Annotated in this window: 20 protein-coding genes; 9 read left to right on the top strand and 11 right to left on the bottom strand. The window is 71.0% G+C overall.

Translation table 11 applies throughout. The features are described 5' to 3' along the window. Positions 1–183: 183 nt before the first annotated feature. On the top strand, positions 184–1446 hold the full coding sequence (locus LK06_RS15150; protein ID WP_043434471.1) for a cation:proton antiporter: 1263 nt from the start codon (positions 184–186) through the stop codon (positions 1444–1446). Continuing rightward, complete coding sequence (locus LK06_RS15145; protein WP_039653537.1) at positions 1443–2741, top strand: ArsB/NhaD family transporter; 1299 nt, start codon at positions 1443–1445, stop codon at positions 2739–2741. Before LK06_RS15150 ends, LK06_RS15145 begins: the two co-directional genes overlap by 4 nt. A 42-nt stretch (positions 2742–2783) precedes the next feature. On the opposite strand, the gene LK06_RS15140 is transcribed toward LK06_RS15145, so the two are convergent. Beyond that, positions 2784–3266 carry a hypothetical protein gene (locus tag LK06_RS15140; protein ID WP_043434474.1) on the bottom strand — a complete coding sequence of 161 codons (483 nt, stop codon included), beginning with the start codon at positions 3264–3266 and terminating at the stop codon, positions 2784–2786. Between the two features lie 405 nt (positions 3267–3671). On the opposite strand from LK06_RS15140, the gene LK06_RS15135 reads away from it, so the two are divergent. The 3 genes from LK06_RS15135 (at position 3672) to LK06_RS15125 (ending at position 6276) form a co-directional block, all read left to right on the top strand. Beyond that, positions 3672–4760, top strand: coding sequence for a PP2C family protein-serine/threonine phosphatase (locus tag LK06_RS15135; RefSeq protein WP_039653533.1), 1089 nt, complete (start codon positions 3672–3674; stop codon positions 4758–4760). Between the two features lie 34 nt (positions 4761–4794). After that, on the top strand, positions 4795–5331 hold the full coding sequence (locus LK06_RS15130; RefSeq protein WP_043434477.1) for a MarR family winged helix-turn-helix transcriptional regulator: 537 nt from the start codon (positions 4795–4797) through the stop codon (positions 5329–5331). A gap of 249 nt (positions 5332–5580) precedes the next feature. Next, a complete protein-coding gene (locus LK06_RS15125) occupies positions 5581–6276 on the top strand; it encodes a hypothetical protein (RefSeq protein ID WP_052269982.1) in 696 nt (231 codons plus the stop codon). 123 nt (positions 6277–6399) lie between these two features. On the opposite strand, the gene LK06_RS15120 is transcribed toward LK06_RS15125, so the two are convergent. Next, entirely contained in the window at positions 6400–7080 is a 681-nt protein-coding gene (locus tag LK06_RS15120) for a hypothetical protein (RefSeq protein WP_043432683.1), read from the bottom strand. Beyond that, positions 7070–7588 carry a SigE family RNA polymerase sigma factor gene (locus LK06_RS15115; protein ID WP_039653529.1) on the bottom strand — a complete coding sequence of 173 codons (519 nt, stop codon included), beginning with the start codon at positions 7586–7588 and terminating at the stop codon, positions 7070–7072. The genes LK06_RS15120 and LK06_RS15115 overlap by 11 nt, the downstream gene beginning before the upstream one ends. A gap of 227 nt (positions 7589–7815) precedes the next feature. Here LK06_RS15115 and LK06_RS15110 point away from each other — a divergent pair, with 227 nt between their 5' ends. Then, the gene (locus LK06_RS15110) at positions 7816–8826 is read left to right on the top strand and encodes a L,D-transpeptidase (protein ID WP_063837882.1); all 1011 of its coding nucleotides are present in this window, start codon (positions 7816–7818) and stop codon (positions 8824–8826) included. A 27-nt stretch (positions 8827–8853) separates the two neighbouring features. Here the strand turns inward: LK06_RS15110 and LK06_RS15105 are convergent, their stop codons facing one another. The 8 genes from LK06_RS15105 to LK06_RS15075 all read right to left on the bottom strand — a co-directional run bounded on the left by LK06_RS15105 (position 8854) and on the right by LK06_RS15075 (position 15176). Next, positions 8854–10251, bottom strand: a complete 1398-nt coding sequence (locus LK06_RS15105) for an FAD-binding oxidoreductase (protein ID WP_039653527.1) — start codon at positions 10249–10251, stop codon at positions 8854–8856. A gap of 276 nt (positions 10252–10527) precedes the next feature. After that, positions 10528–11385: a hypothetical protein gene (locus LK06_RS15100; protein WP_052269968.1), complete on the bottom strand. Its 858-nt coding sequence runs from the start codon at positions 11383–11385 to the stop codon at positions 10528–10530. After that, positions 11372–12031, bottom strand: coding sequence for an ABC transporter ATP-binding protein (locus LK06_RS15095; protein ID WP_039653525.1), 660 nt, complete (start codon positions 12029–12031; stop codon positions 11372–11374). Before LK06_RS15095 ends, LK06_RS15100 begins: the two co-directional genes overlap by 14 nt. An 11-nt stretch (positions 12032–12042) precedes the next feature. After that, a complete protein-coding gene (locus LK06_RS15090; RefSeq protein WP_039653723.1) occupies positions 12043–12687 on the bottom strand; it encodes a TetR/AcrR family transcriptional regulator in 645 nt (214 codons plus the stop codon). A gap of 22 nt (positions 12688–12709) precedes the next feature. Further along, a complete protein-coding gene (locus LK06_RS33190) occupies positions 12710–12880 on the bottom strand; it encodes a hypothetical protein (protein ID WP_159025303.1) in 171 nt (56 codons plus the stop codon). 345 nt (positions 12881–13225) lie between these two features. Then, positions 13226–13867: a hypothetical protein gene (locus LK06_RS15085; protein ID WP_039653523.1), complete on the bottom strand. Its 642-nt coding sequence runs from the start codon at positions 13865–13867 to the stop codon at positions 13226–13228. A 159-nt stretch (positions 13868–14026) separates the two neighbouring features. Next, the gene (locus tag LK06_RS15080; RefSeq protein ID WP_039653521.1) at positions 14027–14632 is read right to left on the bottom strand and encodes a hypothetical protein; all 606 of its coding nucleotides are present in this window, start codon (positions 14630–14632) and stop codon (positions 14027–14029) included. Beyond that, entirely contained in the window at positions 14625–15176 is a 552-nt protein-coding gene (locus LK06_RS15075; protein WP_039653520.1) for a SigE family RNA polymerase sigma factor, read from the bottom strand. Before LK06_RS15075 ends, LK06_RS15080 begins: the two co-directional genes overlap by 8 nt. Before the next feature lie 237 nt (positions 15177–15413). Here LK06_RS15075 and LK06_RS33185 point away from each other — a divergent pair, with 237 nt between their 5' ends. The 3 genes from LK06_RS33185 to LK06_RS15055 all read left to right on the top strand — a co-directional run bounded on the left by LK06_RS33185 (position 15414) and on the right by LK06_RS15055 (position 18051). Then, positions 15414–16079, top strand: coding sequence for a hypothetical protein (locus LK06_RS33185; RefSeq protein ID WP_159025302.1), 666 nt, complete (start codon positions 15414–15416; stop codon positions 16077–16079). A gap of 203 nt (positions 16080–16282) precedes the next feature. Next, complete coding sequence (locus LK06_RS15060; protein WP_234367415.1) at positions 16283–17452, top strand: ThiF family adenylyltransferase; 1170 nt, start codon at positions 16283–16285, stop codon at positions 17450–17452. Continuing rightward, a complete protein-coding gene (locus tag LK06_RS15055; protein ID WP_039653515.1) occupies positions 17449–18051 on the top strand; it encodes a GNAT family N-acetyltransferase in 603 nt (200 codons plus the stop codon). Before LK06_RS15060 ends, LK06_RS15055 begins: the two co-directional genes overlap by 4 nt. Positions 18052–18131: the final 80 nt, after the last annotated feature.

Below are 18131 nucleotides of genomic sequence, written 5' to 3'. Positions count from 1 at the left end.
AAGCGGGCGCCGGTCGTCCGCTTGCTCTGAATTGCCGGGAACCGGCAACGCAGGGGCCCGAGCAGTGCCCGGCAGCGGCCTGTCAAAGAAGCGTCAAGGAAAGGTAAGGTTCCCGGTGGTGTGCCGGGAAGCCTGGTCGGCGAGTTTGAGGATACGTCTCTCTTCCGATCGGGGATCTTGGACATGGTGCTGGTGGTGGTGTTCGGCGTCGCCCTGCTCGTGGCGGTGCTGCTGTCGGGCCTCGCGGCTCGGACGGTGCTCTCCACGTCCTTGCTCTTCCTGGCTGGTGGCGCACTCGTCAGCGACGGCTTTCTCGGCCTGATCCACATCACGCCGGACAGCGAGATCGTCTCGGTGACGGCGGACCTCGCGCTGTTCGCGGTGCTCTTCACCGACGGCATGCACGTCTCGCTGCCGAAACTGCGCTCCAACTGGCGCAACCCGGCGCGCGCCCTCGGCTTGGGCATGCCGCTCGCGTTCGTCTTCATGGGGCTGGTCACCCACTACCTGGTGGGACTGGACTGGACGACATCGCTCCTGGTGGGGGCGGTCCTGGCGCCCACCGACCCCGTGTTCGCCTCGGCGATCGTCGGGCGTGCCGAGGTCCCGGTCAAGCTGCGTCAGCTGCTGAACGTGGAGAGTGGCATCAACGACGGGCTCGCCCTACCGGTCGTTCTCGTCCTGATCGCCGCTGCCGGCCCGACGGCGGGCGGTGCCGATGCGGAACCGGGGAAGATCGCGGCCGAGTTGCTGCTCGGTCTGGCCCTCGGTGTCGTCCTGCCCCTGCTGGTCAACGGGCTGGTACGGTTCCGCCTGCTGGGCGCGGAGCCGAAGCTGCAGCCGTTGCTGCCGCTGGCGACCGGGGTCATCCTGTACGCCACCTGCCACCTGACGCACGCCAACCCGTACCTGGCGGCATTCTCGGCGGGTGCGGTCCTCGCGCACGTCTCGCCGGAGGCCAAGAAGTCCTTCGAACCGCTGGGTGAGGCCCTCGCCGAGCTGGCGAAGTTCGCCGCACTGCTGGTCTTCGGCGCGTTGCTCACCCCGCAGCTGTTCGGTGACCTCTCGTTCGGCGGTTATGTGGCGGTGCTGCTGGCGATCCTGCTGATCCGCCCGGCGTCGCTGCTGCTGTCGCTGCTCGGCACCCGTATCTCCCGGCAGGAGAAGCTGGTGGCTGCCTGGTTCGGCCCGAAGGGCTTCGCCTCGGTGGTGTACGGGCTGCTGGTGCTGCAGTCCGGCATTCCGCAGGCACGGGAGGCGTTCACGCTGATCGCCGTGTGCATCGCCTTCTCGATCGTCGCCCACAGCTCCACCGACGTGCCGATCGCCCGCGCGTTCGACGTCGACGACCTCGCGGGCATCCCGGACGGCGGTGCCGACGCGGACGCCCCCGCGAGTGCGCCCTCGCAAGCCCCCTCAGCAATCTCGGCAACCGGAGGATCGTGAACGACTGGCACAGCTGGGCGGCGATCGTCGTTTTCGTCGGCGCGTACGCCCTGATCATCAGCGAGAAGATCCACCGGGTCGCCGTGGCCCTCGGCGGTGCCGGCCTGATGCTGGCGATCGGGGCGACCGACGACGTCTCGGCGTTCTACTCCGAGAACTCCGGTGTCGACTGGAACGTCATCTTCCTGCTCATGGGCATGATGATGATCGTCGGTGTACTCAAGAAGACCGGCATGTTCGAGTATCTGGCGATCTGGGCGGTCAAGCGGGCCCAGGCCAAGCCCTTCCGGGTCATGGTCATGCTTGTCGTCATCACCGCCCTGGCCTCCGCCCTGCTCGACAACGTCACCACGGTCCTGCTGATCGCCCCGGTGACCCTGCTGGTGTGCGAGCGCATGGCGCTGCCCGCGGCGCCGTTCCTGATCGCCGAGGTGATGGCCTCGAACATCGGCGGCACCGCGACCCTGGTCGGCGACCCGCCGAACATCATCATCGCGAGCCGGGCCGGCCTGACCTTCAATGACTTCCTGGTCAACCTGGCCCCGCTCGTCGTGGTGCTGGTGGTCGTGTTGATCGCCCTGTGCCGGGTGCTCTTCCGCAGCGCGTTCGTCTACGACGGCGACCGTGCCGCCGAGATCATGGCGCTGGAGGAGCGGGAGGCCATCAAGGATCCGCGGCTGCTGGTGCAGGGGCTGATCGTCCTGACCCTGGTCGTGGCCGGCTTCGTGCTGCATCCGGTGCTGCACTACGAGCCCAGCATCGTCGCCCTGCTGGGAGCCGGGCTGCTGGTGGCCGTGTCCTCCGTCGAGACGAGCGACGTGCTGTCCGAGGTGGAGTGGCCCACGCTCGCCTTTTTCGCCGGCCTGTTCATCATGATCGGCGGACTCATCGACACCGGTGTCGTCGGCGAGGTCTCCCACCGGCTGGCCGACCTCATCGGTGGCAACGAACTCGGCGGCGCCATGACCCTGCTCGGCGGGTCGGCGGTGCTGTCCGGCATCGTGGACAACATCCCGTACGTCGCGACCATGGCGCCCATCACCAGCGAACTGGTCCGTGACATGGGCGGTGCAGGCGGTCACGTCCTGTGGTGGGCCCTCGCGCTCGGAGCCGACCTGGGGGGCAACGCCACCGCCATCGGCGCCTCGGCGAACGTCGTCGTCCTCGGCATCGCCGAACGCAACCGCCAGCCCATCGGCTTCTGGCAGTTCACCAAGTACGGGCTGGTCGTGACCGCGGTGACCGTGGCCATATCGCTCGGCTACGTGTGGCTCCGCTATTTTGCGTTGGCCTGACGGGGCGCTGGCCGGCCGGGGGCCTTCAGGGCCGTCCTGGCCTCACCCGGTACGGGGCGCCGGCTGCGCGGTGCCCGTGCGGATCGGCCCGGTCGAAAGGCCGGTCACCGCGGGCACTCGGTCCGGCGGCACGTCCTCGGACCGTTGTGCCGTACCGTCCGCGGGGCCTTCCCCGGGCAGGCCCGGGCCTGCGGGCACACAGGACAGGGCACTCACGGCCAGGGCGATCACGGCCACCGAACCGAGGACGTGGCCCACGCGTCGGCGCCGGGCCCGGCCGTCCACGTCCCGCCACGCCGGGCCGGCCCACGGGCCCCTTCGCTCCCACAGCTCGCCGACCGCGTCCACCGACCTCTCGTGGAGCGCGGTGGCCTGCTCCCGTGTGGACGGCTTCCTGGGCGCGGAAGCGCGGATGGCATGGTCGGTGTCGGTGAGGAAGCGCCGCCATACGGCATCGGGGACGGCCGGAGGACGCTCGTCCCGATCGCCCGGCATCCTGCCCTGGCTCGGCACCTCAGCGGCCACTGCCCCTCTTCTCCCCGGCTGATGGGTTCCGCCCTTGATAGGTTCTGCCCTTGATGGTTCTGCCCTCCCCCTTGTGGACGGGCGGGGGCAAGGGGCGGTTCCGCGTTCCCGACATCCGGTGGCGGGAGGCCTGCCGTCGGCCGGTGCGCCGCCCCTGCCCGCGATACCGTGCCGGTCCACTCCTGGGCGCCGGGCGGCCCTCGGCCGACGGCGCGGCCCCCCGGGCGCAATCTTTGCACAGGGCAAAATCTGATCGCCAGTGTCGACCGGGAGGGTTCGGCTCCGCACGCGGCCGTCAGCGCACTCTCGGCCTCTCTTCGGTAAAGGGCCGGAGCGAGAGGCACTTCTGGACGGGAAGCCTTGCATAGCCTGAAGAGGGAGGGTGACTGTGCCGGAGGAGGACGCATGACCGCGGACAAAGCGGCGCCGGGCTCTGCGCTGCTGTCCTGGACGCCCGCGGCGGCCATGGCCGTGGTGGCAGCTGCGGACATCATCGCCGGGCCAGGGGTGGGGTTCCTGCCGCTGGTTTCACTCGGGCCGGCGTTCGCCGGACTGATCGGCGGATGGCGACGCACCGTGCTGATCGGCGCCGTTGCGCTGCTGCTCTGCGTGGCGCTCGGGCTGTACGACGGCCTGTTCGAGGAACGCCGGGGTTTCACGGCGATGGCTTCGGTCGCCGGTGTCACCGGTGTGGGCATCGTCGCAGCGGTGATGCGTTCACGCAGGGAGGCGGAGCTGGCCAGCGTGCGGTCGATCGCGGAGGTGGCCCAGCGAGTGCTGCTGCGGCCGGTGCCGCGGACCGCGGGCCCGCTGCAGGCCGCGGTGTCGTACACCTCTGCGGTCGCGGAGGCGCGCATCGGCGGTGACCTGTACGAGGTGGTCGCCTCGCCGCACGGTGTGCGGGTGATCGTGGGGGATGTGCAGGGCAAGGGGCTGGCCGCGGTGGAGACCGCCGCCGTGGTGCTCGGCGCCTTCCGGGAGGCCGCGTACGACGAATCCGACCTGGCCGGGTTGGGCGAGCGTCTGGAACGCAGTACGGCCCGGGAGCTCGGGGGAGAGAAATTCGTCACAGCGGTCCTCGCCGAGATCGGCGCCGCCCACGAGGTCGTCTTCCTCAACTACGGGCATCCGGCACCGATGGTGGTGCACCAGGACGGCACCGCCGACTTCCCGCAGCCGCCCGCCTACGCCCTCCCCCTGGGTCTGGGCGCCCACGGGGTCGAGGGTCCGAAGCCGTTCCGGGTGCCCTTCACCCCGGGTGAGCAGCTGCTGCTCTACACGGACGGCGTCACCGAGACCCGGGACGAGAACGGTTTCTTCTACCCGCTCGGCGACCGGGCCCACCTGCTCAAGGACCCCGATGCCGAGCACGCACTGGGGGCTCTGCGCGAGGACCTGGTGCGGCATGCCGCCGGGCCGCTCCACGACGACGCGGCCATGCTGCTGCTCCGTTACCACCGGCATGTGCAAGGAAAGTCTGTTCCCCTCGCATGAGGGTTCAGCGGCTCCGGCACGGTAGAAAGGAAACATGCCGGAGCGCGAGAACCCTGCTGGGCCTTTGGACGACGTCGACGCGGTCACCCGGGCGGTACTGACCGCGTCCCGCCTGCTGGTGGCGGTTTCCGCCCGTTCGCTTGCCGAGGTCGAGGAACGGGTGACCCTGCCGCAGTTCCGCATGTTGGTGGTGCTGTCCATCCGGGGCACCACGAAGCTGGTCGCCCTCGCCGAGCTGCTCCAGGTGGCGCCGTCGACGGCCATGCGGATGGTCGACCGGCTCATTGCCGCTGGTCTCGCCGACCGGCGTACCAATCCGGACAACCGCCGCGAGACCCTGTTGCAGCTGACCGAGGAAGGACGGCGCACCGTCGAGGACGTCACCGCCCGGCGTCGGGCGGAGATCGCCGAGATCGTCGAAGGCCTCGGACCGACACAGCGGCTGGCGCTCATCGAGGCGCTCAACGCCTTCAACAAGGCCGTCGGGGAGCTTCCGGCTCCCGCCCTGGACGACCCGGAGCCGCACCCACTGGGCTGGATCGGTGAAGTCGTGCCGGCGCACAACGTCTGAGTCCCGCGGCGTCCGTGCTCCGCGGCAGCCAAGTTTCTCGGCGTGTGAACGCTTCCGTGGCCCCGGCCGTTTTGGACCGTGCACAGGGCGTGCCCCATTGGCCCACCCTCCGCCTGCCGCCTGCCGCTGTTGCATCATGCAGGACCATGGTGAGCGGGCCTCCCCGCGGACGGACGGGGGGGAAGGAAGCGGGGGGTGATGCGTGTGCGCGGACGGCACCGGTCCTCGGCTTCCCCCCAGCCGAGTCTCATGACGCATCTGCGCACCACGGTGTGGGGCCCCGCGGAATTCGTCGGTACGCCGCCCTGGTGGCTGGTCGGGGAGGGGATCCTCGCGGGCACCCTGGGCACCGGCGCGATCGTCGGTGCCGCGGTCCTGGGCGCCTGGACCGGGAGGCCCTCGTTCGCCGACGGTGAGGCGGGCCTGGCGTGTGCGGTGGCTCTGGCCCTGTACCTGTCGTTGGTGGGAGCCGGACGCGCGCTGGTCGGCATCGCCGCGGTGCTCGGTGTGTTCCTCGCGCTCCAGGCGCCGCAGGCTGCTGCCGGGATGGTGCTGGCGGAACGCGGCCAGGTGCAGTCCGTGGTGGTGACGTCGGTCGAGGACGCCCGGGTGACGGGCTCCGCGCGCGCCCGATATCTCTGCTCGGTGACGGACTCCGGCGGAGCGCTGCTCAAGGTCCGCATCTGGCGCGGCTGCGGGCAGACGACCCAGCCCGGTGACGCGCTCGCCGTCGTCTACGACCCCAAGGGCCGGGTTCCTCCGCGCGGTGCGGAGACGGACACCGGCATCCCGGGGCTGCTGCGTGATCTGGCCCCGTGGGCCGCCGCACTCGTCACCGGGAGCACGGTCGCCGTCGTACGCTCCTACCGGCTCGCCGGCCCTTCCCCGGCTCCCGGTTCCTCGGGGACGGCCGGTGCCGCCCGGGCCGCGGCCCGGGCGGAGTGAACGGGGCCGGTCCCGAAGGTCGGCTCCCGCGAATTTCCAGGGCGACCGAGGGGCAGGGTCGCACTCCCGTGAGCCCTGCCGGGGACTGGAACCTACGGCGGGGAGGGCGGCGCCGAGGAGCCGTCAGCCGCCGGTGCCGGTGCCGGTGATGGTGACCTTCGCGCCGACCACGGTGTGCTCGTACAACCAGCGGGCGTCGGCGGTGCGCAGGCCTATTGGCCCCAGCGCACGGCGCCCGGGCACCTTCACCGAGCCGACGGTTGCGTAGATGAAGTGCGGGAGTTTCCGGGACCCCTGGAACCTCAGCACCCAATCGTGCTCCTCGACCTCACCGCCCGGCTGGGCAACGAACTTCAGGCGCCGGTTGAGTTCGGTGACCCGGGCGACCGAGTCGCCCGCGCGAAAGGCCTTGTCCGCGCTGGGCGCGGAGATGGGGAACGTGCGTCCGGCGGCGTGGAGTTCCAGGTGGGTGAGGTCGATCCGGATGTCGTGGACCGGCGTCGCATCGGGCGACGGGTGCGGTGCCGGCGTGGTCGTGGAGGTGGTCCCCGCGGGCGGGGTCGCCGACCGGTCGGCACGGTCCAGCAGTGCGGTGCCGGTGACGACGGCCGTGCTCGCCAGGACGAGCCCTGCCGAGACCAGCCCGGCTCGGCGGGCGCGGCGGCGCAGCACGGCCCGTCGCCGCACGAAGGCGCCGGTCGTGGGCGCGGAGCGCCGACCGTGGCCGGCCACCTCGCGCAAGGCGCGGGTGAGCCGGTCGGTGGTCTCCTCGGAGGCGGCCGGGTCCGAAGGGTCATGAGGCATGTGTGGCCTCCTCCCTCCCGGTCATGGACTCAGCCTCCTGGGACGACAGATGGCGGGCAAGGGCGGCACGGCCACGGGCCAGCCGCGCCTTGACCGTCCCGGCGGGGGAACCGGTCTCGGCCGCGATCTGGTCCACGCTCAGATCGCACACGTGGTACAGGACCATCGCCAGCCGCTGTGGCCGGGGCAGCTCGCGCAGAGCGGTGACCAGGGCGACGTGCTCGGGACCAGGCCCCGGAGTCTGCTCCGGTGGGGCGTCCTTGCGGACGAGTTCCAGCCAGCGCCGGGCCCGCCGGAAGCGGCTGACCGCCAAGCGGGTGGCGACGGTGCGGATCCACGCCTCCGGAGCCGAGGCGGCATCGAACGACGCACGACGGTCCCAGGCTTTGACGAAGGCCTCCTGCACCACGTCCTGGGCCTCGGCGTGGTCGCCGGTGAAGGCGTACAACTGCCCCACCAGGCGGGGAAACGCAGCTGCGTAGAAGTCGTCGAACTCCTCCTCGGTCATCGGCCCCCCGCATCCCGTCCCCGGGGTGCGATCATACGGCGTGCTGCCCGTCGTTCCTCCCCCGTTCGCAACCGCGGCGACGCCGTCACCGCGGCGGTCTTGCCGTTCGGTGCGTGCCGTGCCAGGGGCCGCGGCGGGCTGCTGGAAATTTCCCGAGGTGAGGATGCAACCCGACCTGCGGTGGTGTGCGTATACACGACGTCAGCACACAACGCAGGGGGAACTCCTTGTCCACGCATCGCCCGACGGCCACGCACTGCCCGACGCCCACGCACCGTTCGGCCGGCCGCCGTCCGCGCCGCATTCGCACCCTCGCCGGGGCCCTGGCGGCGGCCGGAGCACTCGTCCTCTCGGCGACCGGATGCGCGGCCACCGCCTCGTCGGCGGCGACCGAGCCCACCCGGTCCGCCACCGCAGGCGGGGACGCGGCCACCGCCTCACCCGGCCGGAGCGCGCCCGCCGTCCACGAGCCGACCGTGCTCGCCCAGGCCAAGGTCAACATCGCCGAGGGAGCCACCGTCGGCGTCGGCATGCCGATATCCGTCACCTTTCCCCGCCCCGTCCCAGCGTCCCAGCGGGCCGAGGTCGAGCACTTGCTCACGGTCCGCACCACGCCCTCGGTCACCGGCGCATGGAGCTGGGTCAAGGACCGCAACCTCCTCGGCGGACAGCGCGTCGACTACCGTCCGCCCGCCTACTGGAAGCCCGGCACCCACGTCACGCTGCACGTCGGCACCAACTCCGTGCGGCACTTCACCATCGGCCGTGCCCTCACTGCGACGGTGGACGTGCGCAGCCACACCATGACCGTCACCGAGGACGGCAAGCCGGCCACCCGAATACCCGTCACCGCCGGCCGGCCCGGCCTGGACACCTGGAACGGGACCATGGTGGTGATGGACAAGGCACCCAAGGTCTACATGGACTCCCGAACCGTAGGCCTCGGCGACGCCTACCACGGCTACTACGCCTGGGCCGTACACATCACCACGTCCGGCACCTACGTCCATCAGAATCCCGGCGCGAACACCTACGCGGGCCGGGCCAACACCACTCACGGCTGTGTCGGACTCGCCACCGACGGCACCGCCGAACGCTTCTACCGCAGGGTCATCCCCGGTGACGTCATCCGGGTCGAGGGCTCCCGCCAGACGGTCGCCGAGGGCAACGGCTACGGTGACTGGAACCTCACCTGGTCCCAGTGGCTCGCCAACTCGGCAACGGCCCGCCGTTCCTAGCGTGTCCGACCCGATCCCCGCACTGGCTCATCCGGCCGCGGGCGGGATGTTCTGGTTGGCGTGGAAGAAGTTGTCCGGGTCGTAGGTGTGTTTGACCGCGGCCAGCCGGTCGTAGTTGTCACGGTAGGTGGTCCGGACCCGGTCCGGGCCCTCTCCCTCTCCCAGGAAGTTGATGTAGGAGCCGCCCATGGAGTGGGGGTGCAGGTCGGTCCAGTAGTCCACGCACCACTGGCGGATCAGCCCGGCGTTGGCGGGATCGGGGTCGATGCCGCCGATCACGCTGGACCACACGGCGTCCCGGTAGGACCAGGCCGTGTCGCCGGCGCCGGCGCGGTGCGCCGCGCCGTTGACCGGGTACATGTGCATGGTCGACAGGCCGGTGGGGATGGACTGGCCGTACCTCTCGTGGACTGCGATGGCTTCGTCGGGGATGGCGTCGAAGAAGTCGCCGCGCCAGTACCACTGGAGCCCCTTGGGGATCAGCGGGTCGAACATGGCCTGCAGGGCGGGGTACGGCATGGGGGCGGTGAAGTGGAAGGCCGTCGGTGCCGGATCGTTCACCGCGGACAGCCGCTGTTCCAGACGGTCGCCGCCGAGGTCGCCCGTGTAGCACCAGACCACGGCACACATCTTCTGTCCGTGGATCGGCTCGGGGAAGGGCGGCCCGGGCGGGATGACCAGGAGCGCGAAGAAGCCGCTGAGGTCGTCCGGCGCGCCGGGCAGGAAGTCGCGGTACCACTGGAGCACCTCGCGGGTGTGGTCCAGCGGCCACACCGTCACGGCCACCCCGACCGTGTCCACCGGGTGCAGACGGTAGGTGAAGGAGGTGACGACGCCGAAGTTGCCGCCGCCGCCGCGCAGCGCCCAGAACAGGTCGGCGTTCTCCTCCGCGGAGGCGCTGGCGAAACTGCCGTCGGCGAGGACGACGTCGGCCGACAGCAGATTGTCGACCGTGAGCCCGTACCTGCGGGTCAGGTGCCCGTGCCCGCCGCCGAGGGTCAGACCGCCCACTCCGGTGGTCGACATGATGCCGGCCGGTACACCGAGGCCGAAGGCGTGTGCCGCGTGGTCCAGATCGCCCAACTGACTGCCGCCACCCACGCGCGCGATCCCGGCCGCCGGATCCACGTGGACCCAGCGCATGGGGGACAGGTCGAGCGTGAGCCCGTCCTCGACCAGGCACAGGCCCGGGCCGCTGTGCCCGCCGCCGCGCACGGCCAGCTCCACCCCAGCCTCGCGGGCGGCCGTGACAGTTGCCCGTACGTCCCCGACGTCAACGCATTGCGCGATGGCGGCAGGCCGCCGGTCGATCATCGCGTTGTAGATGCTGCGGGCCTCGTCGTAGCCCGGATCCCGGGGCGAGAGGAGGGGCCCGCGCAGCGTTTCGCGCAGGTTCTGCAGCGCGGTGTCGTCGAAGCCGCTCATGGTGGACCACCCCTGGGACGAGGACAGTGGCCGCGTACGGAGTGCGGGGCGTGGCGTCCGAGCGGGTGGCGGGGGCGTGACGCGCTGCTCCGTTCGGGTCTGGAACGGAACCCGGCAGGGAACCGGGTGAGGGAGTACGTCGACGATAAGAGGCTGCAGTCCCTCTTCAGTGTGCGGCGGCCGGACCCCGTCCGCATCTCGATCGTGCCCCTGGACGGCCGGTACGTCTGCTCGGCCCGGCCGTCCAGGGGCACCGGTGTCGCTGGAGCGGAACCGCTACGCCGTGGGCAAGACCGTGTGGTTGTCGTCCCCGTGTCCCTGGGGGGTCCGGTCATGGCTCCGGCCGTGGGTCCGGTTGCGGGTCCGCACCCGGAAGATGGCCAGTCCCACCACGACGAACCCGGCTGCCCACCCGAGCCCCAGGGCGAGATGCCCCCACAGGGCGGTGTCACCGAAGGCTCCACCGGCGGCGAACTGCATCGGGCCGAAGGACGGGAACCACTCCAGGATGGGCTTGTTGGCGAGCGGGTTGCCCAGCGGGTTCTGCAGGAAAGTGTCCATCATCGCGCCCATGATGATCAGGAAGAAGCCCTCCAGGTCCCGCTTGACCAGGACGCCGAGGAGCAGGCCGAGCGCGCCGTAGGTGAGCGCGATGACCGTGAATCCTGCGAGGACGGCGAACCAGCCGCCCGCCGTCGGCCGCCAGAAGAAGAGGATGGCGAGTGCGGTGTAGAGGGCGATCGCCGTGGCGACCGCGGTGATGGCGAGGGTCTTGGCGCCGATGAGGGTGGATTGCCGGTATCCGGCGAAGACCAACCGCCGGTCGAAGGCGAGCGCCTTGCGTACGGCGTCGAAGACGACGAACCCGGCGATCATCGTGACGGAGTTGAGGCCCGCCGTGATCAGGGTGAGGTGTCCGCCGTCGACGTGCAGGACCTTGCCGGTCGCGTACAGCTTGAAGTCCAGCGTCTCACCCGAGGCCATGGCGTCCATCAGGAGGTACCAGGCCGGTACGAAGAGGATCAGCAGCAGTCCGGCGAGCCGGTTGCGGGTCTCATCGCGTACGGAGAATCGCAGCGCGGTGGGGAACTGCTCGTACGGTACGTGTGGTTCGGCCGCTTCAGACGCTGACATGACGGTCCTCTCTGGAGTCGGTGCGCGGCGTGAGCCGGCCGGCCGCGAGGTCGACCAGCAGGTCGAAGCGGTCCTGTTCGAAGACGAGGTGGGTGATGATCACGACGGCTTTGCCGCGGCCCCGCAGGTCGTCGACCAGGTCCCAGAACCGCAGGTACGTTTCCCAGTCGAAGCCCTGGTACGGCTCGTCGAGGAGCAGCACGTCCGGGTCGTGGAGCAGGGCCACGGTGAGGTTGAGCTTCTGCCGGGTCCCGCCGGACAGTTCGCCGACGGGGGTGTGCGCGTACCGCTCGAATCCGAGGAGCCGCAGGAGTTCGTGTCCACGGTCCAGGTCGGGCAGACGGTGTGCGGCGGCGAAGTAGTGCAGGTGCTGTTCGACGGTGAGGCCCGCGTTCAGCACCGGGGCCTGCGGGCAGTAGCCGAGATCGCCGGACAGGGTGACCTCGCCGCGGTCGGCGGACAGGGTGCCGGCCAGGATCTTCAGCAGCGTCGACTTGCCGGCTCCGTTCTCTCCGACGACCGCGACGAGCTGGCCGGGGGCGACGGTGAGGTCGGCGCCGCGCAGCACGGAACGCTTGCCGTAGGACTTGTGGATGTCGTGAGCCTGAAGTACGGGTTCGAGCAGGGGGGTTGAGCCGGGCGCCATGCGCAGTCTCCCTAGGAAACGTCTCCTTGTGGTTCCGGTGGTACTGCGTTCAGCCCGCCCGCGTAGATGCTGAGCATCTCCGGGGCCCAGCGGGTCATGCCGTCGGCCGAGAGCGGGTCCATGTCGAGGACCTCGGCCAGGCGGTCGCGCAGCAGGAACAGGGCCAGGTCGTTGGCGAGCAGCAGGGCCGCCCGCACCGCCGGATCGCGCCCGGGTGAGGCCAGCCCGATCGCCGCCAGCCCTTCGAGTGCGGCCGTGCTCAACTCGTAGAGCCGTCTGAACAGGCGGCGTCCGGCCTCGGTGTCGGACACCAGGAGCCTTCGCAGGTACGCCGGCAGCGGTGAGCCTTCGGGAAGGTGCCGCGCCAGGGCCTCGCTCAGCGAGCCGGCCCCGGTCCCGGGGTCGAGCAGCTCCGCCCCGTTCTCGCCGGTCAGTGCGCCGAGCATCGCCTCGAAGCCGTCCAGGACGTACTGGTCGATTTCCTGGCGCAGTCCTTCCTTGGACCCGAAGTGGTGCACGACCAGGGCGGGTGACACGCCCGCGGCGGCGGCGATCTGCCGCACGGTGACCGACTCCGGCCCCTGCGCGGCGAACAAGCTGAGCGCCTCGTCACGGATGATCGCCCGGGTGGTCCGGTCGTCACGGGTTGAACGCATGTGCAGCATATTAAACACTCATTCAGTCTGGGAGCAAGGGCGGGCGGGAACGCTCTCCCCACAGCGTCTTCGCGCCCCGGCCCACGCCCGCTCCGGCGGTCACGTGTCCGGTCTCGCTGTAGGTGAGCCAGTCCCGCTCGACCCGAGCCATCTGCCCTTGATGGCCCAGGTTGAGCGAGACGCTGCAGGTCACGACATCGGGCCGATCCCGCGATCTCGGCGCAGTGCCTCAACTTGAGCGAGACGCGCGATCCGGGAGCGTCTCGCTCAACCTGAACCATCGCAGGTCACAGCCCTGTTGTGGTCCAACTCGACCGAGACCGGACACCCCGGCCCACGCCCGCTCCGGCGGTCACGGCTGTTTCGGCGGTGCGCGGTCGCTTGCCTGCCCTTGGCCCCTTGCTGTCTCGGCCCGCGGCGAAGCAGGCTGCCCAGCTCCCGGGCAGATCCGCGCGCCCCGCGCGCCCCGGCCGGCCGGGGCGCGCGGAGGCCGGCGAGGGCGGACGGCGGACTGGCACGTGACTGCCGGCCGGGCCGTTCAGGGGGTGTACAGCGACTGCACCCTGGACACCCGGCCCGTTCCGTCGAAACTCAGGTCATATCCCAGTGCCGGACGGATCAAGGACGATTCGGCCGTCAGCCGCCGGACGAACTCGGCCTGGGAGTAGGACACGGGTTGGGAGTCGTCGCCCAGTGGTGCCGACAGCAGCACCCGGCCGTCCGCGGCCATGGACACCGTGGCGTATGGACCCTGGCCGGGCATGATGTGCCATGCCTCGTACGGGCCGGTGACGGCCACCTTCTGGGCGGTCCGTACGGACAGGTAGGTCCGCCCGCCGCTGATCCATGCCTTGCTGATCTGTACGAACTGCTTGGTGCCGGCCCAGCGCGCCGCGCCGGCAGGCGTCGTCGCACCGGTCGGGGCGGATGTGTCGGCCGGCGCCGACGCCTGCCCCCGGCCCGTGCCACCACCGGGCGCGGCGCCCGAAGCCGTCGTGCCGGGCGGTGTCGACGCGGAGGCCCGCGCGGACACCGGTGCGGAAGCGGTCACCGACGTCGACGGGGCGCCGGAGCCCGCCTGCCCGCTTTCGCCCCTTGCGGTGCACGCGGTCAGGGCTGCCGAGGCGAGAACGAGGGCCGAGACGGGGACGATGACGATCCTGCGGCGGGAGCTGAGCATGAGCGGATTCCCTTCCGGGTGGGTGTGGTGATGTGTTCTGGACACACGGGGTCTACGCGCCACTCCGCCGTCGGGTTGCACCTCGATGCCATGGCCGTCACGAACCCGGCGGGCATCCTCGGCGCACGCGCGCTTCCGCACGGTCCGGTCCGGGTGACCTCACCCGGTGAGCCAGACCGCCTCCCGAAGGGACTCCACCCGGCCCTGGGCGTCGTAGTCGATCGCGAACATCCACCGGGGACCGGCGGCCAGTTGTCCCACCAGCCCGCCGAGCGACACGTCCGCAGGATGTCCACCGGAGAGTTGCCGCGCCTCCACCAGCGTCTCCCGCGGCAGGGTGAGCGTGTGCACCACCCCCGTGGGCGCCACCGTCCCGTGGACGGTACGGAGCTGCTCGACGGTCACCCGCACCGCGTCGCCCCGCGTCACCGCGTCGTACACGTAGCCGAGTTCGCTGGCGTACTCCTCGCCCGGTGCGGGCGACGGCGGTACGAAGGACGAGGGGCCCGGCGTCGGTGTGCCGGCGGTCGGCGTCGGGCTGACCGCGGCCGGTTCCGGTACCAGGGTGGCGCGGGCCAGTGACAGACCACCCACCGCCAGGGCGGCCACCAGCAGTGCGCCACCGGACGTCACGGCCGCCCGCTTGCGGCGCAGGCGCTGTTCACCGCGGGCCCGCACCCGGTCCGCGGTGAGCGGTACCGTCCGCCGTCGCCCCGACTCGGCGAGTTCGGCCAGATGCTGCTCCAGCTCGGTCTCGTCAGCCATGCCGCACCTCCGGCAGTCCGGTCGTCCGCGGATCCAGTTCCGTGTCGGCCAGCAGGCGTGCCAACGCCGCTCGCCCGCGGCTCAGTTGCGCTTTGACCGTGCCGACGGGGCGACCGGTCTCGGCGGCCACCTGCTCCACCGGTAGGTCACACAGATGATGCAGCACTACGGCGTGCCGTTGGGCCTCGGGGATCTGCCGCAGTGCCTGGACCAGCAGTACGTGGTGCGGTTCCGGCGGGGGCACCGGAGCAGGCGGCCCCTGCCGCCGGGCGAAGGCCAGCGCGGTGCGCACCCGCCGCCACCGGCTCACTGCCATGCGCCAGGCCACCGTGCGCACCCATGCCTCGGGTGCGCCGTTCAGATCCAGCTCGGACCGGCGTTCCCAGGCCCGGGCGAAGGCCTCTTGCACCACGTCCTGGGCCTCGGCCAGATCACCTGTCATCGCGTACAGCTGACCGATGAGACGGCCGACGCTCGCGGTGTAGAAGGCGTCGAACTCGCGCTCGTCCATACCGCGGCCCGGTGGGTTTTCTCGGGGTCGCATACCCCTTCTCACGCAGAATGGCCACCCCGCGGATCCACGCCGGGCCGGGGGAATCCAACCGCAGGGTTCCAGCCAACGCCGCTATGGAATCGAGACCGTTCCGCAAGCCTCCGTCCGCAACCTCCGGGCCGTCCAGCGCTGTCCTAAAGGCGAGTCGGCAGCCGGTGAACCGCCGGTTGCACCACCGCGGCCACCCGCTCGTGGCCGTGGCTTCAGCGGCCGAGGAGAGGACTCGTCATGCCCGGTACCAGAGGTACGTCGGTGATAGTGCTGATAGGGGGCATCCTGCTGGTGGCAGGCTGTCAGAAATCGTCCAGTGCCCACTCCCGATCCGACGCCCCCCTTCCTTCCGCCTCTTCGGGCGCCTCCGTCACGGCAGGCACCCCCTCCGACGCTCCCGCCCCCAGCACACCCCCGGGTTCCGTCACCACGCCCGCGGCCACGCCCACGCCCGCGGCCACGTCTTCGCACGCCTCGGCCGCCCCGGCCCATACCCCGGCCCCCACCCGCGCTGGAACCAGCCACCCGCCGCAGAACCTCCCGGGCTGCCGCAATCTGGTCGTCGTCGGCGGCGTGAAGGACGCCGTGACGACGGCTTATGAGCGCAGGTTCCCCCACTTCCGCCACATCCGACCGGCGTCGCACCAGTTCTTCTACGGCCAGTGCGACGGCGTCGGCTACGCCGCCACCCGTTTTCAACTCACCCCCGGTGCCACCTACGAGGAGCGCGTGGGGATGCAGGACGAGGGCAGCGCCACCAAGTACTTCCGGGCCACCTCCACGGGCCACTGGGTGTACATCGCCAGCGACGGCTTCCCCAGTGGCCCGCACGGCTGCGCCGACGTACCGCAGATTCCCAGCGCCCTGGCCGCGGCCTGGGGGGACTGCTCGGTGGCGGGCTGAGCCCCTGGCGGGCGGCTTCGGCGGCCGGCGGAGGGGCCGGGCGGGGGCGTACCTCGCGCGGCGGAGGGCCCTGGTCTGAGTGGGGGCGTACGCCGGGGCGGAAAGACAGGGAGAGGGCGCGAAGGAGTCGCGCATTAATTCGAGTGTGCGCTCCGGTGTGACAAGGGCTTTCCAAGATCGTTCCACTGCTACCTTCGCGCCTCGTGATCCCTTCAGATACCGCTGCCTGCGGGCAGCCCCGGTCATGCTCCGAACCGGCCCGGTCGCGGGAGGGCGCCTGGCAGCCCGTTCTGTTGCGTCCCGCCGAGGCCGACGGGGAAGCAGCCCTGACGGCACTGCTGGAGTCGGGTGCCGTACGAGAGGTGCACGACCGCATCGACGACCAGCTGACGGAACTGGTGCGCTGTCTGCGGCCGGGGTGGCCGCTGGACGCACGGCACCTGGAAGCCGCCATCGCCGAGGTGTGCGCCGGTGTTCCGCGCCACCGCTACGGCACCTGGGCCTGGTACCCGTGGTCGGGGAGGCTGGTGCACGTCCTGCCGCCCGAGGAGTTCCGCCTGGTCCGTACCGACCGCAACCGGGACAAGATCACCCGGGTGGAACAGCAGGCGCTGCTCGGCCGTCGCATCGGTGTCATCGGCCTGTCCGTGGGGAACAGCGCGGCGTTCACCTGTGCGATGGAAGGCGTAGGAGGATCGTTCCGGCTGGCGGATTCCGACCGGCTTGGCCTGTCCAACCTCAACCGGTTGCGGGCCGGTGTCCACGACCTCGGCTTGGAGAAGACCGTGCTGTGCGCACGCCAGATGTACGAGGTCGACCCCTATCTCGACATCGAGATCCACCGCGCGGGGCTGACGGAGGAGACCATTGGGGAGTTCTTCGGCGGCGCCCCGGGATCCGGGCTCGACCTGCTCGTGGAGGAGTGCGACACGCCTTGGGCGAAGGTGGCCGCCCGCGAGTACGCCCGTGCCCGTCGTGTCCCGGTCCTGATGGATGCCAACGACCGTGGCCTGCTGGACGTGGAACGCTTCGACGAGGAACCGGACCGGCCGCTCTTCCACGGCCGGGCCGGTGCGGCCACCGCACACGACGTCCGTGGCCTCGACGCCACGGGGACGATCGACTTCCTGCTCCGGATCGTGGACGAGAGCCGTCTCAGTACCGCCATGACCGACGCACTCGGCCGGATCGGCCGCACGCTGTCCAGCTGGCCGCAGCTGGCGAGCGGCGTCATGCTCGGCGGAGCCCTGGTCGCCGACACCGCCCGCCGCATCCTGCTGGGCGCTTCGGTGCCGTCGGGGCGCTACTACGTGGACCTCGAAGCCCTGGTCGCCGGCGAGCAGGCCGCCTCCCCCGCCGGAGCCGCGTCATGACACACATCCCCGAACTGCACGGCGACCACCTGTGGCTGCGGGAGCTGAGAGCTACCGACCTCGCACCCTTCGAACGCATCCACACCCACCGCGTCCTGACCCGCTACCTCGGCATCGACCGCATGGACGCGCGCCAGGCGCAGGACACCTTCGCGCAGTGCCTCGCCCAGCCCTACACCCACCCGCGCCGCAGGCACACCCTCGCCGTGTGCGCGCCGGGCGACGACACCATGGTCGGCACCATGGGCCTGCTCGTCGAGGACTACGGCAGCAACGCCATGCTCACCTCGCTCGTGCTGCTGCCCGACGCGTCCGTCCGGGGTTGTGGCCACGAAGCCGGACGCCTGCTGATGGCCTACGGCTTCGGCCCGCTCGGTCTGCACCGCATCTGGGCCGGACACCGCACCGACCACAGCCGTATGCGGGACGTCATGCTCGCCGCAGGTCTGCATCCCGAGGCCACCCTGCGTGAGCTGTTCTGCACCCAGGGCAGCTGGCACGATGTCACCACCTACGCCGCACTCGCACCGGAGTGGCGGCGCACGGCCACCCCCGCCGAGCAGGCCATCCTGGCCAGTGACCGCCTCCTGCCCGCCTGAACGGGGGCGCCCCGATCCCGGCCCGGGACGGCCGTCGAAACGCCGTCGAAACGCTGTCGGAAGGCCGTCGGGGGACCGCC

It is taken from the genome of Streptomyces pluripotens (assembly GCF_000802245.2).
Lineage (GTDB): Bacteria > Actinomycetota > Actinomycetes > Streptomycetales > Streptomycetaceae > Streptomyces > Streptomyces pluripotens.
The sequence above is the reverse complement of the archived record's forward strand: the minus strand, read 5'-3'. Positions and strand labels throughout refer to the sequence as shown.

Coding starts and splice junctions, on each gene's coding strand:
- LK06_RS15150 (WP_043434471.1), top strand. CDS start 184: ATGGTGCTGGTGGTGGTGTTCGGCGTCGCCCTGCTCGTGGCGGTGCTG.
- LK06_RS15085 (WP_039653523.1), bottom strand. CDS start 13,867: ATGCTCAGCTCCCGCCGCAGGATCGTCATCGTCCCCGTCTCGGCCCTC.
- LK06_RS15115 (WP_039653529.1), bottom strand. CDS start 7,588: ATGACCGAGGAGGAGTTCGACGACTTCTACGCAGCTGCGTTTCCCCGC.
- LK06_RS15105 (WP_039653527.1), bottom strand. CDS start 10,251: ATGAGCGGCTTCGACGACACCGCGCTGCAGAACCTGCGCGAAACGCTG.
- LK06_RS15100 (WP_052269968.1), bottom strand. CDS start 11,385: ATGTCAGCGTCTGAAGCGGCCGAACCACACGTACCGTACGAGCAGTTC.
- LK06_RS15095 (WP_039653525.1), bottom strand. CDS start 12,031: ATGGCGCCCGGCTCAACCCCCCTGCTCGAACCCGTACTTCAGGCTCAC.
- LK06_RS33185 (WP_159025302.1), top strand. CDS start 15,414: ATGCCCGGTACCAGAGGTACGTCGGTGATAGTGCTGATAGGGGGCATC.
- LK06_RS15135 (WP_039653533.1), top strand. CDS start 3,672: ATGACCGCGGACAAAGCGGCGCCGGGCTCTGCGCTGCTGTCCTGGACG.
- LK06_RS15075 (WP_039653520.1), bottom strand. CDS start 15,176: ATGCGACCCCGAGAAAACCCACCGGGCCGCGGTATGGACGAGCGCGAG.
- LK06_RS15080 (WP_039653521.1), bottom strand. CDS start 14,632: ATGGCTGACGAGACCGAGCTGGAGCAGCATCTGGCCGAACTCGCCGAG.
- LK06_RS15125 (WP_052269982.1), top strand. CDS start 5,581: ATGACGCATCTGCGCACCACGGTGTGGGGCCCCGCGGAATTCGTCGGT.
- LK06_RS15120 (WP_043432683.1), bottom strand. CDS start 7,080: ATGCCTCATGACCCTTCGGACCCGGCCGCCTCCGAGGAGACCACCGAC.
- LK06_RS15055 (WP_039653515.1), top strand. CDS start 17,449: ATGACACACATCCCCGAACTGCACGGCGACCACCTGTGGCTGCGGGAG.
- LK06_RS15130 (WP_043434477.1), top strand. CDS start 4,795: ATGCCGGAGCGCGAGAACCCTGCTGGGCCTTTGGACGACGTCGACGCG.
- LK06_RS15090 (WP_039653723.1), bottom strand. CDS start 12,687: ATGCGTTCAACCCGTGACGACCGGACCACCCGGGCGATCATCCGTGAC.